This is a genomic window from Rossellomorea sp. NS-SX7 (genome assembly GCF_052828565.1).
Genome location: NZ_CM128249.1, coordinates 3,010,959 through 3,022,838, shown reverse-complemented (window position 1 = coordinate 3,022,838; position 11,880 = coordinate 3,010,959). Strand labels below are relative to the sequence as shown.

Genomic DNA, 11,880 nt, shown 5'->3' with positions numbered 1-11,880 from the left:
GCTATTCACTTACTTTCTCAGCAACGGAGGTATTTACGAGCGTCTCATGGTCCACCTGCCCCGGGAGTTCTCCCGCTTCATCCATGATGCTCTGCAGGTTATTCCATTCCTCAACATCCAGAATAGGGTCTGTGGCGAATGAGCCTTGTGATTTGTAGCGGTCCACCACGGTCTCGATGATGTCTAATTCCGTATCCTCGAAATACGGCTCGATTACTTCAGCGATTTCTTCAGGTGAGCTATCTTCCACCCATTTCTGTGCTTTATATAGAGCCTTTGTAAACTTTTCGATGGCATCTTTGTTCTCTTTCATATAACTGTCCTTGGCCATGAAGGTGGTGTACGGGACATGGCCGGATTCTGTACCGAAGGAAGCGACGATATGCCCTTTTCCTTCTTTTTCAAAAATTGATGCGGTAGGTTCGAACAGCTGTACATAATCACCTGTGCCGGATGCAAAGGCGTTCGCGATGTTGGCGAAGTCGATATTCTGGATCAGGTTCAGATCGTTGTGAGGATCGACTCCATGCTGTTTAAGCACAAACTCTCCTACCATCTGAGGCATGCCGCCTTTCCGCTGGCCGAGGAAAGTGGAGCCTTTCAGCTGATTCCAATCGAAGTTTTCCACTTTTTCCCTTGATACCAGGAAGGTACCGTCTGTCTGTGTGAGCTGGGCAAAGTTGATGACAGGATCATCTGCCCCTTGCGCATGGACGTAGATGGATGTTTCTGAACCGACAAGAGCGATATCTGCACCGTCGGAAAGTAAAGTGGTCATCGTCTTATCGCCGCCCCATGTTGTAGTGAGTTCAATATTGAGTCCCTCTTCTTTAAAAAAACCTTTTTCAATGGCAACATATTGGGGAGCATAGAAGATGGAGCGGGTAACTTCTGCCACACGTACTTTTTCCAGCTCATTTTTTTCGCCTCCGCATGCGGTCAAGCCGATGGTGAGTACCGTGGTCAAGAGAAGGGTAAAGGCGATTCGAGTCCATTTTTTCATAGATGTTTTCCTCCTTTGAATGAACCATGAGTGCATACTAATACCCTCTAAACGTTTTTCATCATGATAGAGGGGAAGGATGCTCTTATAGAGAACCATGATAAGTTGAATGTGAATTTTGATAGAATAGTTTATGTGATGTGTAAAAAATGTGTGAATACCCAGTGCCCATTTTTGAAGGGTTTTTTCTAAAAGACTGTTGAGTTCATTGTGTAAGAATGACAGACGAAATGCGTCACGTATCCGTCAAAAAATGGGACGCAGACGCTGCGAATGAAGCCCAAGTATGGGTATTTTCTTTAGAGAGTAAATAAAAACAGTATGCGAAACAATTTCACTGAAAGGAAGAGAGTATGAAGAACGGAACAATTGTCAAAAAGACGCTATTTCCTTCTCCCAACCCGCATGTCGAACTTTATGAAATTGTCTATTTCTCAGCGGGCCTGAGAGTGAAAGGGCTTCTTGCACAGCCGGTGCAAGAAGGTGAGTATGATGGATTCCTATATTTAAGAGGCGGAATTAAAGGGGTGGGGATGGTGAGGCCTGCCCGCATCGCCCAATTTGCCCAAGAAGGGTTCATTGTGTTCGCCCCATATTACCGCGGAAACCGCGGAGGGGAAGGAAATGAAGACTTTGGAGGGGATGACCGCGAAGATGCTTTGTCAGCTTATCAGCTGTTGAAGCAGTATGAACGGGTACATAAGGAGCGAATACACGTATTCGGCTTTTCAAGGGGAGGTGTCATGGCTCTTTTCACCGGCATCGAAATGAATGAGGTCACTTCCATCGTCACATGGGGAGGGGTGTCGGATATGTTCCTGACATATGAAGAACGAAAAGATCTCCGCAGGATGATGAAAAGGGTGATCGGCGGCAGCCCGAATAAATATCCCGAACGGTATGAGTGGCGTACCCCTCTGTATGATATTGAAGGACTTTCAGCCCCTGTCCTGATCATTCACGGTAAAAAAGATCACAACGTTTCAATCGATCATGCATATAGATTAGAAAAAAGGATGAAAGAGGCCGGGAAATCCGTTGAATCCTATTACTTTTCAGAGTACACACACTATTTTCCCCCTCTTAAAAACCGTGAAATCGTCACTATGCTCTGTGATTGGATGAAAAAACAGGAGTAAAGGGGAATGACCATGGGAATGGGGCTCGAGCTTAATACCATGCTTGTCACAAAAGGAAGAGAGGTCAGAACGGAAGACAACCTTTTTCAATTGCAAAAAAACGGCTACCGTTTATATCCAATGCACACTCCGATCGAAATACGGACGACAAGAAAAAGCCACTCGAGGGGATATGCACGTATTGAAAAAATCCAATGGCATGAAGGAAAGACAACGATTTCTTTTAAGCTGATATCACTAAATACGACCAATTAGGAACCTGCTTTTACAGGTTCTTTTTTATGTGCTAATAATTGCAGGGATTAAATCTCATACTAGTAAAAAAACGAGGTAAACGGATGATTGAACAATATGACAAAGTACATAGTGAATTGTTGAAAGCCTCGAAATTAAACATCGACTATTGGCTGGAATATAATTTTCTCACGCTGAAGTGGTGGGTGATTGTTGCGGCGATGATTCTGTTATGGCTGGTATTTTTAAAGTTGGTGAAACGGGATGATCTCCCTAAAATTCTTTTTTTCGGCCTCGTATGGATCATTGTTGCAGCCAACCTGGATGGATTCGGCTTTGAATTGGGATTATGGGGATATCCGACGGAGCTTTTGCCGATCTACCCCAAAGCTTATTTATTCGATTATGCCATGATACCGGTATCCTATATGCTCCTTTATTATTATTTTCCACGGGGAAAGGCTTTCTTTATAGCAAATATCGTGTTAGCAGGCGGTGCATCATTCATCAGTGAGCCTTTTTTCAGATGGCTTGATTATTACAAAGCTTATTATTGGAATCCATGGTGGTCATTCTTGATTTATTTTATTGTTTCCTATATGATCCGCTGGTTCGTAGAAAGAATTTTCAGCCAAAAGAATGTTCTTCCCGAAACATGAGAATTGTGTTAACTTTAATTCATTGATAGTTTACTTAAAAGGGGAGAAAGATGAATGAATGGGGAAAAATTAAGAATGATCATCCAATGCAGTATCTTTGCTGCAATAACAGGGATCTTTGCGCAGATTGAAATTCCGCTGCCGCTTGTCCCGATTAGCGGACAGACTTTGGCGGTAGGGCTTACAGCAACGATTCTGGGCAGTAGATACGGAGCTTTTGCAATGGTAGGTTATGCGGCACTTGGAGCGGTTGGAGTTCCGGTGTTTGCAGGATTCAGCGGGGGAGCTCAGGTGCTTGTCGGACCTACTGGAGGCTATATCTTCGGATTCATTGCAGCGGCATTCATTACTGGCTTGATCTTAGAAAAGACGAAATTCAACCTTACAATGGCCATGGTTGCGAACACTGCAGGAATGGTCGTCACCCTGTTACTTGGGACGATTCAATTGAAATATGTGGCCGATTTGAGTTGGGCACAGGCTATGGCAGCAGGGGTATATCCTTTCATCGTCGTCGGGCTCATCAAAGCGTTCCTGGCAAGCTGGATCGGTATTACTGTTAGAAAACGTCTTGTACAGGCGAAATTGATACAGGAAAGACCTGAAGCGGCAGCGTAAATAGAATGGCCGGACCTATGGATAAAGAGGTCCGGCTTTTTTAAATTATTGAAGCTCCGGCCGGTTTGGTGTTCAACATCAAGCAGGCACCACTTTAGAATTTATACATCATCCAATAACCGATATCCTCAAATCCGATGTTTTTATAAATCCTGCCTGCTTCAGGGTTGTCGTAAAAGAGGCAGAGTTCCTTTCCTTCTTGCAGCACATCACGGCATAATTTTGTCATGCATTCAGTTGCATAGCCCTTTTTCTTGTGCTCAGGATGAGTGCAGACAGCTACAATCATCGCTGACATGCTGTTTTCGGCAGTGGTTGAAGCTGAGGATACATATAGGCCGTCTCTTTCAATATAGTAGCTGCGCGCTACCCCATTTTCCATCCCATGCTTTCTTTTCTCTACAGTGAAACTTCCGCCGCTGAACTCAGGGATAGAGTTAAGGAGCTCGACAAGCTTTGGAAGATTCTCGATAGATGCTTTTTCAACATGATTCAGCTCCTGATTTGACAAAGAGTACCCGTTATCCAGTTTTGCATAGAACAACTGCCTTTTTGATTGATAATCCTTGGTTAAAAAAGGCTCTACTTTTGAAGTGACCGCCTTTAGTCCTGACATGATACTAAAATCATCGCACGTATTGATGATATCGGCGAATCCTTCTGCATCGAACTCTCCTTTGGAATAAGGGATAAAATTTTCCCTATACTTTAATAGGATCCCTCTCAAATTCCCATTTTCGTCAAAATCACCCCAGATGGTCTGAAAGTCCTGTTCGTATCCAAATGCCTCAATATCACCGATGATGAACAAATTCTCGGCAGGCTGTCCTTGAATGAGCTGCTGACATTGCTCGTCATCAGCACGGGTCAATACTCTGATCATGTCCCTGTCCCCTTTATAAGTTTTAATTGATATATTACCAAAATTTCTAATATTTAGTAAAGAAGAATTTTCAAAAATTAGTGGTTGTTGTTTTAAAAGTTGGTATATAGGGAAAGTTAGCAACAATACATGATGAAGGAGGCGGTAAGCATGCTGTGGACCATCATTGGAATACTTGTTGTCCTGTGGTTATTAGGACTGATCTTCAAGATCGGCGGAGCCATCATCCATATTTTATTGGTCATTGCCGTGGTCGTGTTCTTATGGAATCTGATTACAGGCCGGAAGAAGGGCTTATAGATGTTGAAAAGAGGAGAAATCCTCTTTTTTTATTTGGGGTGGAATGGGAGTGAACGGGCATTCTTTGGGGGATTAGTCTTAACGGGGGATTTGCGGAAGTTGTCGATTATTGAAGAATTGTCGGTAATCTCGAAAAAATGTTGATAAACTGAAATTTTTGTTGATAAGCATGGAATTTCGTGGATAACCTAAAATATTTGTTGGTATGCACAGCATTTCGCCGTTGAATAGATAACCCCCATGTGAACGTCTTTTAAAAAATATCCGTTAATAACAACAAAATACGCTGATTGAATCAAATTTTTGTTGATACCAGAGAACCCCGTTGATGAAAACAAAAAAACCAGCCAAACACCCTGCAGTGTTTGACTGGTCATTTTCATTATTTTACAGCCGGACCGCCTTTTGCTTCGATCTCGACAGGTACGTTTGTGAATTTCTTGAAGTTTTCGTTGAATTGGCGTGCAAGTTCAGTTGCTTTTACTTTGTACGCTTCTTCATTTGACCATGTTTTAATTGGTTGAAGCACTTCATCAGGTACACCTGGTACGTTTACAGGAATGTTCAATCCGAAGATTTCGTCTGTTTCCGTTTCGACGTTTGTCAGTTCACCTTCTAATGCTGCCTGCACCATTGCACGTGTGTAAGATAACTTCATGCGGTTACCCACACCGTACTCTCCGCCGGTCCAACCAGTGTTTACGAGGTAAACTTCTGCGTTGTGCTCATCGATTTTCTTTCCTAGCATTTCTGCGTAACGAGTGGCAGCAAGTGGCAGGAATGGAGAACCGAAGCAAGTAGAGAATGTTGCCTGCGGTGAAGTGATGCCGCGCTCGGTACCTGCTAATTTAGACGTATACCCGCTTAGGAAATGATACATTGCCTGCTCTTTCGTCAGTTTGCTGATCGGAGGCAGTACGCCGAATGCATCAGCAGTCAGGAATACGATTGTATTAGGATGGCCAGCAACGCTCGGTTCCACGATATTTTCCATTGCTTGAAGCGGATAAGCGGCACGCGTGTTTTCTGTTAAACTGTTATCCTCGTAATCCGGGATGCGCGAATCTTCATCAAGGACAACGTTTTCCAGAACTGATCCAAAGCGGATGGCATCAAAGATTTGAGGTTCCTTTTCACGAGTCAGGCCGATGCATTTTGCGTAGCAGCCGCCTTCAATGTTGAATACGCCATTCGGGGACCAGCCATGTTCGTCGTCCCCGATCAGACGACGGTTCGGATCTGCCGATAATGTCGTTTTGCCTGTTCCGGATAGACCGAAGAATAGAGCGACGTCGCCTTCGCGTCCCACATTTGCTGAACAGTGCATGGAAAGGATATCTGCTTCAGGAAGCATGTAATTCATAACGGAGAAGATCGATTTCTTCATTTCCCCTGCATATTCAGTTCCGCCGATCAGGACGATGCGTTTTTCAAACGAAACGATGATGAATGTTTCAGAGTTAGTACCATCAACAGCAGGGTCTGCTTTAAAGTTAGGAGCCGAAACGATCGTAAATTCGGACTTATGTGAGATTAATTCTTCCGCATTCGGGCGAATGAACAGCTGATGAGCAAATAAGTTATGCCACGCAAATTCATTGATTACCTGGATCGGAAGTCTATGTTTGGGATCTGCACCTGCAAATCCGTTGAATACAAATACTTCTTCTTTTTCTTTTAAGTATGCAAGGACTTTATGGTATAATTTATCGAATGATTCAGCAGAGATTGGCTGATTAACAGCTCCCCAATCAATTTTATCTTTTGTTGAAGGCTCCTCTACAATAAATTTATCTTTAGGAGAGCGCCCTGTGTATTTGCCAGTTTCAGCTCTGACCGCACCTGAAGAAGTTAAAACGCCTTCATTTCTATGAAGAACTCTTTCCACTAATTGTGAAACAGACAGTTGATTTTTGATATTTTGACCGCTAAGTAACTCTGTTAATTCACTAGACATGCTCACTGAATTCATTAGAACCCTTCCTTTATATAAATTTAACTACCACTTTGTTGTATCTTTTCAAAAATAGTATAACACAATTAATTTATTAGTCTATACTATTTAGCACTTTTTTATAATGTGACTTAAACTTGTAACAAATTCCTTGAAAAATGCAACTTATTTTTCCCTATCTAAGCAGTTTATGCTTGTCCATGAGAAATTCCTCATTCATATACCCACGTTTTCATGTTTCTTCTTATAAAAAGGTGTTCGCGTATAAACGCAGACCGTTTCGTTCCTCTGCAGGGACTTGACTCCAGTGGAAAACAGTGTGGGGCGCTGAGACTTGTCCAACTATAAAAGAAACTTCTTACTACAATAATGTATAGGATTATCCGGAAAATATTGATAAGGGCTGTTAAACTTTACATACTAAAAAATATTTGACACCCTTTAGTGTTAACGTTATTATTGTACCTTGAACGGATACTCTTATCCTGAGCTGGTGGAGGGAGCAGACCCTATGAAACCCAGCAACCTGCTAAATAGATAGTTGGTCCTTCTTGATTCAGGAAGGATCCCATGAAGCGAAGGTGCTAAACTGAGGCAAGGTGGACAACCTTGAACGATAAGAGAGAAAAGGCGCGGCTATGATGTGAAACCTTTCCTCTTTGTGCTTCTACCGAGGAAGGGTTTTTTCTATTTTATAGTGGAGCATTAATGATTAAATCTCATGTTTTTATATAAGGACGTCTTTCTCTTCCTTATAAAAAAACCATGTTTACTTCATACTACTTAGGGAAATGAGTACCGTATCTGTTTATAGGTTTTGTCGATTTAATATCGGCAAATATGCTTGAGGAGGAACCTTAATGTCAACAAAACGTCGTCTGTTTACATCTGAGTCCGTAACGGAAGGACATCCAGATAAGATTTGTGACCAAATCTCTGATTCAATTCTTGATGCCATTTTAACGAATGACCCGAATGCCCGCGTGGCTTGTGAAACGTCTGTTACTACAGGTTTAGTGCTTGTTGCAGGTGAAATCACCACAAATACTTATGTAGATATCCCTAAGATCGTTCGTGAAACGATCCGCGGAATCGGATACACTCGTGCGAAATATGGTTTCGATGCTGAAACTTGTGCAGTCCTGACATCAATCGATGAGCAATCTGCTGATATTGCCCAAGGTGTAGACCAGGCGCTTGAAGCACGTGAAGGACAAATGTCTGATAAAGAAATCGAAGCAATCGGTGCAGGGGACCAGGGTCTAATGTTCGGATTTGCCTGCAACGAAACGAAAGAGCTTATGCCTCTTCCGATTTCTCTTGCTCATAAACTATCCCGTCAGCTGACTGAAGTCCGTAAAGAAGAAATTCTTCCTTACCTTCGCCCGGACGGTAAAACTCAGGTTACGGTCGAGTATGACGAGAACGATAAGCCTGTGCGCATTGATACAATCGTCATTTCAACTCAGCACCATCCTGAGATTTCACTAGAGCAAATCCAGCGTAATCTGAAAGAGTATGTCATCGATCCGGTTGTTCCGAAAGAACTGATCGACGAAAACACAAAATACTTCATCAACCCGACTGGCCGTTTCGTAATCGGTGGACCTCAAGGGGATGCAGGTCTTACAGGCCGTAAAATCATCGTTGACACATACGGCGGATATGCACGTCACGGCGGCGGCGCATTCTCCGGTAAGGATGCGACGAAGGTTGACCGCTCTGCAGCATATGCAGCCCGCTATGTGGCTAAAAACATCGTTGCTGCCGGACTTGCTGAAAAATGTGAAGTTCAATTGGCATATGCAATCGGTGTAGCACAACCTGTATCCATCTCAGTTGATACATTCGGAACTGGCAAAGTTTCTGAGGATGTATTGGTTGACGTGGTACGCAATAACTTTGATCTACGCCCTGCCGGAATCATCAAGATGCTGGACCTTCGCCGTCCGATCTACAAGCAGACTGCTGCTTACGGACACTTCGGCCGCAACGATCTTGATCTTCCTTGGGAGCGTACCAACAAAGCTGAAGTATTGAAAGCCGAAGCTCTTAAGTAATAACAGATATGAGAAAACCAACACTCCTTTTAGGGGTGTTGGCTTTTTTGATTTGGGATGTTTTTGTTGGACGTATTATGATTTATTGCGGGCTGCGGTCGAGGGGGGATAGGTAGTTGTAGTTTTAGGGGATGATGCCCGCGGGATTTGTCGTATTTTGAAGAATGACAGATATATCGGAAATTTGGCAGATAAAACGTTTTTTTGGAAGATATATTGGAATTTTGGCAGATAAAACGGAAAAACGGCAGATAAAATGAAAAAACGGCAGATAAAATGAAAAAACGGTAGATATCTTCGTGGAAAAGTCAGAAGAGTTGACCCTGGCTCAAAATCCTCAAATCGAGCCAGGCACATACAACGGAATTGCGTCACTTATATCCCCATCCCGTAATTTAACACGAGTAATCTCGCTCAGCTTTGGGTATCACAAATATAAGAGTTAAAATGGTTTGATGCTTTTATAATACTGGCCCTTCTCCGCATATTCCCTTGAGATGCGTTTCATTTCACTGATATCATGTTCGTTCAGTTCCCTCACCACTTTTGCCGGTCGGCCAAAGGCAAGGGTGTTCGGAGGGATGACTTTTCCCTGGGGGACGAGGCTTCCGGCTCCGATGAAAGCACCTTCACCGATTTCGGCATTATCAAGGATGATTGATCCCATGCCGATGAGGGCTTTTTTTCTGATTTTGCAGCTATGTAAGATGACACCATGGCCGACTGTCACTTCATCTTCAAGGATCAGGGGATTTTCAGGGCTTTGGTGAAGGATGGAATTGTCTTGAACATTTACTTTTCTGCCAATCCTGGTAGGCGCGACGTCCCCTCTGATGACGGTATTGAACCAGATGCTCGATTCTTCCCCGATTTCAACATCCCCTGAAATCGTTACATAATCGGCGATAAAAGCAGATTCTGCAATAATAGGTTTTTTATCATGATATGGATAGAGCATTTTTCACTACCCCTTTCAATAATATTTACTATAATAATGGTAGCAGATGATAACCATTTGAGAAACATTTAAGGAGGATTTGCCATGTGGAAATGGGAAACAGATCAAGAGGCAAAAGCAGTCATCGTCATCATTCATGGAGCAATGGAACATCATGGCCGATACGGCTGGCTCATTGAAATGTGGCGTGCATCAGGTTTTCATGTCATCATGGGTGATTTGCCGGGGCAGGGGATGACGTCGAGAAGACAAAGAGGACATATCGATTCGTTCGACGAATATATTATCGAGGTGAAAGACTGGGTTCAGGCTGCCTATCGATTTGAACTGCCTGTATTTCTCCTTGGCCACAGCATGGGCGGCCTGGTTGCCGTACGGATGCTTCAGGAGTCCCATGTCAAATTGGCAGGGGTCATATTATCCTCTCCTTGCCTCGGTCTTGTGAACGGACCTTCCAAGCCGATCGAATTGCTTTCCCATGGATTGAATAAAATCGCCCCGATGATCAAATTCCCATCAGGGTTGACGATTGATATGGCGACGAGGAATGCCGATGTCAGAGAGATAGACAGCAACGATACGCTTTATATTACAAAAGTTTCTGTCCGCTGGTACAGGGAGCTCGCTCAAGCGATCAAGCTTGCTAGAATGAACTTAAATAAATTGCCGGATGTCCCTCTTCTAGTGCTGCAAGCGGGCGACGATAAAATCGTTGACAAAAGTGCGGTCAAGAAATGGTTCAATGAGCTGTCGCTGTCAGAAATGCACTATAAAGAATGGCCGAAATGCTATCATGAAATTTATAACGAACCCGAAAGAGAAGAAATCTTCGAATACTCAAAGATCTTTATAGAAAGCCGGCTGAAGGCGCTGGGATATATTTTATAAACGAGGTGGTAAGCTTGTCAGTACCTGCAAGTCCTTTTTCATTAATGACAAAAGTATATCGGGATATCTTTCCGCTTGTCCATCAAGAACTGAATTACTGGAAAAAGCGGGCGGAGGAAATCCCTAACGAAGAGTTAAGAAAACAGGCATTAGCGAGTATTGAGCATAAAACCTTTCATTGTGAAGGGGGTTCGATTCTTTCCATTCTTTCTTTGGAAAAGAAGAAGGAAACGATCCGCTTCACAGTTGCTTATCAGACGATCAGTGATTATCTGGATAATCTTTGTGACAGGAGTACATCCCTTGATCCTGAGGATTTTGGACTCCTGCATCAGTCGATGAAAGATTCACTGAATGTCGGCTCTGAGCCGGTTAACTATTATGCATTGAGAGAAGATCAGGATGATGGAGGATATTTACGTGACCTGGTTATGGCATGTCAGGAATCGCTGGCTGAAACACCCCATTATCAAAGTATCAAAAATGAACTGCTGGAACTATGCGAGTATTATTGTGATCTGCAAATACATAAGCACGTGAAAGAAGAAGAAAGGGAGGGCAGGCTGCAGGCATGGTTTGAAGGACACCGCTCACGGCTTCCGGAGATGGATTGGTATGAATTTTCGGCGTGCTCCGGTTCCACACTAGGAATCTTCTGCCTCGTGGCCTATGCAAGCAGGCCGGACTTTCATCCCTCTTATACAGAAAAAATAAAGGCAGGTTATTTTCCTTACATACAAGGTCTTCATATCCTTTTGGATTATTTTATCGATCAGGAAGAAGACCATGAGGGAGGGGACTTGAACTTCTGCTTTTACTATGAAAATGATGAACATTTGCGAGAGAGACTCATTCATTTTCTGCGCAAAGCGGATGAACATACAAACGATCTCCCACACTCAGGGTTTCACCGATTGATCAACAAAGGATTGATCGGGGTTTATCTGTCCGATGAAAAAGCCAGCAGGCAAAAAAGGGTCCAGGCTTTTTCGAAAGAATTCATCGGAGAAGCTGGATGGGTGACAAAGTTCTTCTTTTGGAATGGAAGAATGTATCGGAAATGGAAGAAAGCAAAATAATTACCATAGTTATTTCGTACCACGAAATAAAATAGTCCCATTCAAAAAGCTAGTCCTAATACCATAGGACTAGCTTTTTGTTGTTTTGTGACATTTTTTATTAGT

Annotated in this window: 12 protein-coding genes and 1 riboswitch; of the genes, 8 read left to right on the top strand and 4 right to left on the bottom strand. The window is 43.1% G+C overall.

All coding sequences use genetic code 11. The features are described from left to right. Position 1: 1 nt before the first annotated feature. Positions 2-1,003, bottom strand: a complete 1,002-nt coding sequence (locus tag ACUXV2_RS15080) for an ABC transporter substrate-binding protein (RefSeq protein WP_446244001.1) — start codon at positions 1,001-1,003, stop codon at positions 2-4. A 353-nt stretch (positions 1,004-1,356) separates the two neighbouring features. On the opposite strand from ACUXV2_RS15080, the gene ACUXV2_RS15075 reads away from it, so the two are divergent. The 4 genes from ACUXV2_RS15075 (at position 1,357) to ACUXV2_RS15060 (ending at position 3,653) form a co-directional block, all read left to right on the top strand. After that, positions 1,357-2,142, top strand: coding sequence for an alpha/beta hydrolase family protein (locus ACUXV2_RS15075; RefSeq protein WP_446244000.1), 786 nt, complete (start codon positions 1,357-1,359; stop codon positions 2,140-2,142). A gap of 12 nt (positions 2,143-2,154) precedes the next feature. After that, positions 2,155-2,397, top strand: a complete 243-nt coding sequence (locus tag ACUXV2_RS15070) for a DUF2584 family protein (protein ID WP_446247084.1) — start codon at positions 2,155-2,157, stop codon at positions 2,395-2,397. Positions 2,398-2,480: 83 nt separating this feature from the next. Beyond that, positions 2,481-3,035: a CBO0543 family protein gene (locus tag ACUXV2_RS15065; protein ID WP_446243999.1), complete on the top strand. Its 555-nt coding sequence runs from the start codon at positions 2,481-2,483 to the stop codon at positions 3,033-3,035. 54 nt (positions 3,036-3,089) lie between these two features. Then, positions 3,090-3,653 carry a biotin transporter BioY gene (locus ACUXV2_RS15060; protein WP_446243998.1) on the top strand — a complete coding sequence of 188 codons (564 nt, stop codon included), beginning with the start codon at positions 3,090-3,092 and terminating at the stop codon, positions 3,651-3,653. 94 nt (positions 3,654-3,747) lie between these two features. Here the strand turns inward: ACUXV2_RS15060 and ACUXV2_RS15055 are convergent, their stop codons facing one another. Continuing rightward, positions 3,748-4,536 (bottom strand): GNAT family N-acetyltransferase, encoded by a 789-nt coding sequence (locus tag ACUXV2_RS15055; protein WP_446243997.1) that lies wholly within the window; start codon positions 4,534-4,536, stop codon positions 3,748-3,750. A gap of 150 nt (positions 4,537-4,686) precedes the next feature. On the opposite strand from ACUXV2_RS15055, the gene ACUXV2_RS15050 reads away from it, so the two are divergent. Continuing rightward, positions 4,687-4,836 (top strand): lmo0937 family membrane protein, encoded by a 150-nt coding sequence (locus tag ACUXV2_RS15050; protein ID WP_446243996.1) that lies wholly within the window; start codon positions 4,687-4,689, stop codon positions 4,834-4,836. Between the two features lie 382 nt (positions 4,837-5,218). Here ACUXV2_RS15050 and pckA read toward each other — a convergent pair whose 3' ends face one another. After that, positions 5,219-6,808: a phosphoenolpyruvate carboxykinase (ATP) gene (pckA, locus tag ACUXV2_RS15045; RefSeq protein ID WP_446243995.1), complete on the bottom strand. Its 1,590-nt coding sequence runs from the start codon at positions 6,806-6,808 to the stop codon at positions 5,219-5,221. A 459-nt stretch (positions 6,809-7,267) separates the two neighbouring features. Then, positions 7,268-7,413: riboswitch (SAM riboswitch) on the top strand. 237 nt (positions 7,414-7,650) lie between these two features. Here pckA and metK point away from each other — a divergent pair. Then, positions 7,651-8,850, top strand: coding sequence for a methionine adenosyltransferase (gene metK / locus ACUXV2_RS15040; protein ID WP_446243994.1), 1,200 nt, complete (start codon positions 7,651-7,653; stop codon positions 8,848-8,850). A gap of 442 nt (positions 8,851-9,292) precedes the next feature. On the opposite strand, the gene ACUXV2_RS15035 is transcribed toward metK, so the two are convergent. Further along, positions 9,293-9,808 carry a gamma carbonic anhydrase gene (locus ACUXV2_RS15035; RefSeq protein ID WP_446243993.1) on the bottom strand — a complete coding sequence of 172 codons (516 nt, stop codon included), beginning with the start codon at positions 9,806-9,808 and terminating at the stop codon, positions 9,293-9,295. An 84-nt stretch (positions 9,809-9,892) separates the two neighbouring features. Between ACUXV2_RS15035 and ACUXV2_RS15030 the strand changes: the two genes are divergently transcribed. Both ACUXV2_RS15030 and ACUXV2_RS15025 read left to right on the top strand, forming a co-directional pair. Continuing rightward, positions 9,893-10,696 (top strand): alpha/beta hydrolase, encoded by an 804-nt coding sequence (locus tag ACUXV2_RS15030; RefSeq protein WP_446243992.1) that lies wholly within the window; start codon positions 9,893-9,895, stop codon positions 10,694-10,696. 14 nt (positions 10,697-10,710) lie between these two features. Further along, positions 10,711-11,775 (top strand): tetraprenyl-beta-curcumene synthase family protein, encoded by a 1,065-nt coding sequence (locus ACUXV2_RS15025; RefSeq protein ID WP_446243991.1) that lies wholly within the window; start codon positions 10,711-10,713, stop codon positions 11,773-11,775. The last annotated feature ends 105 nt before the right edge of the window (positions 11,776-11,880 follow it).

What these genes read in the sequence shown, in the direction of transcription:
- ACUXV2_RS15080 (WP_446244001.1), bottom strand. Translation starts at nt 1,003, where the DNA reads ATGAAAAAATGGACTCGAATCGCCTTTACCCTTCTCTTGACCACGGTA.
- ACUXV2_RS15075 (WP_446244000.1), top strand. Translation starts at nt 1,357, where the DNA reads ATGAAGAACGGAACAATTGTCAAAAAGACGCTATTTCCTTCTCCCAAC.
- ACUXV2_RS15070 (WP_446247084.1), top strand. Translation starts at nt 2,155, where the DNA reads ATGGGAATGGGGCTCGAGCTTAATACCATGCTTGTCACAAAAGGAAGA.
- ACUXV2_RS15065 (WP_446243999.1), top strand. Translation starts at nt 2,481, where the DNA reads ATGATTGAACAATATGACAAAGTACATAGTGAATTGTTGAAAGCCTCG.
- ACUXV2_RS15060 (WP_446243998.1), top strand. Translation starts at nt 3,090, where the DNA reads ATGAATGGGGAAAAATTAAGAATGATCATCCAATGCAGTATCTTTGCT.
- ACUXV2_RS15055 (WP_446243997.1), bottom strand. Translation starts at nt 4,536, where the DNA reads ATGATCAGAGTATTGACCCGTGCTGATGACGAGCAATGTCAGCAGCTC.
- ACUXV2_RS15050 (WP_446243996.1), top strand. Translation starts at nt 4,687, where the DNA reads ATGCTGTGGACCATCATTGGAATACTTGTTGTCCTGTGGTTATTAGGA.
- pckA (WP_446243995.1), bottom strand. Translation starts at nt 6,808, where the DNA reads ATGAATTCAGTGAGCATGTCTAGTGAATTAACAGAGTTACTTAGCGGT.
- metK (WP_446243994.1), top strand. Translation starts at nt 7,651, where the DNA reads ATGTCAACAAAACGTCGTCTGTTTACATCTGAGTCCGTAACGGAAGGA.
- ACUXV2_RS15035 (WP_446243993.1), bottom strand. Translation starts at nt 9,808, where the DNA reads ATGCTCTATCCATATCATGATAAAAAACCTATTATTGCAGAATCTGCT.
- ACUXV2_RS15030 (WP_446243992.1), top strand. Translation starts at nt 9,893, where the DNA reads ATGTGGAAATGGGAAACAGATCAAGAGGCAAAAGCAGTCATCGTCATC.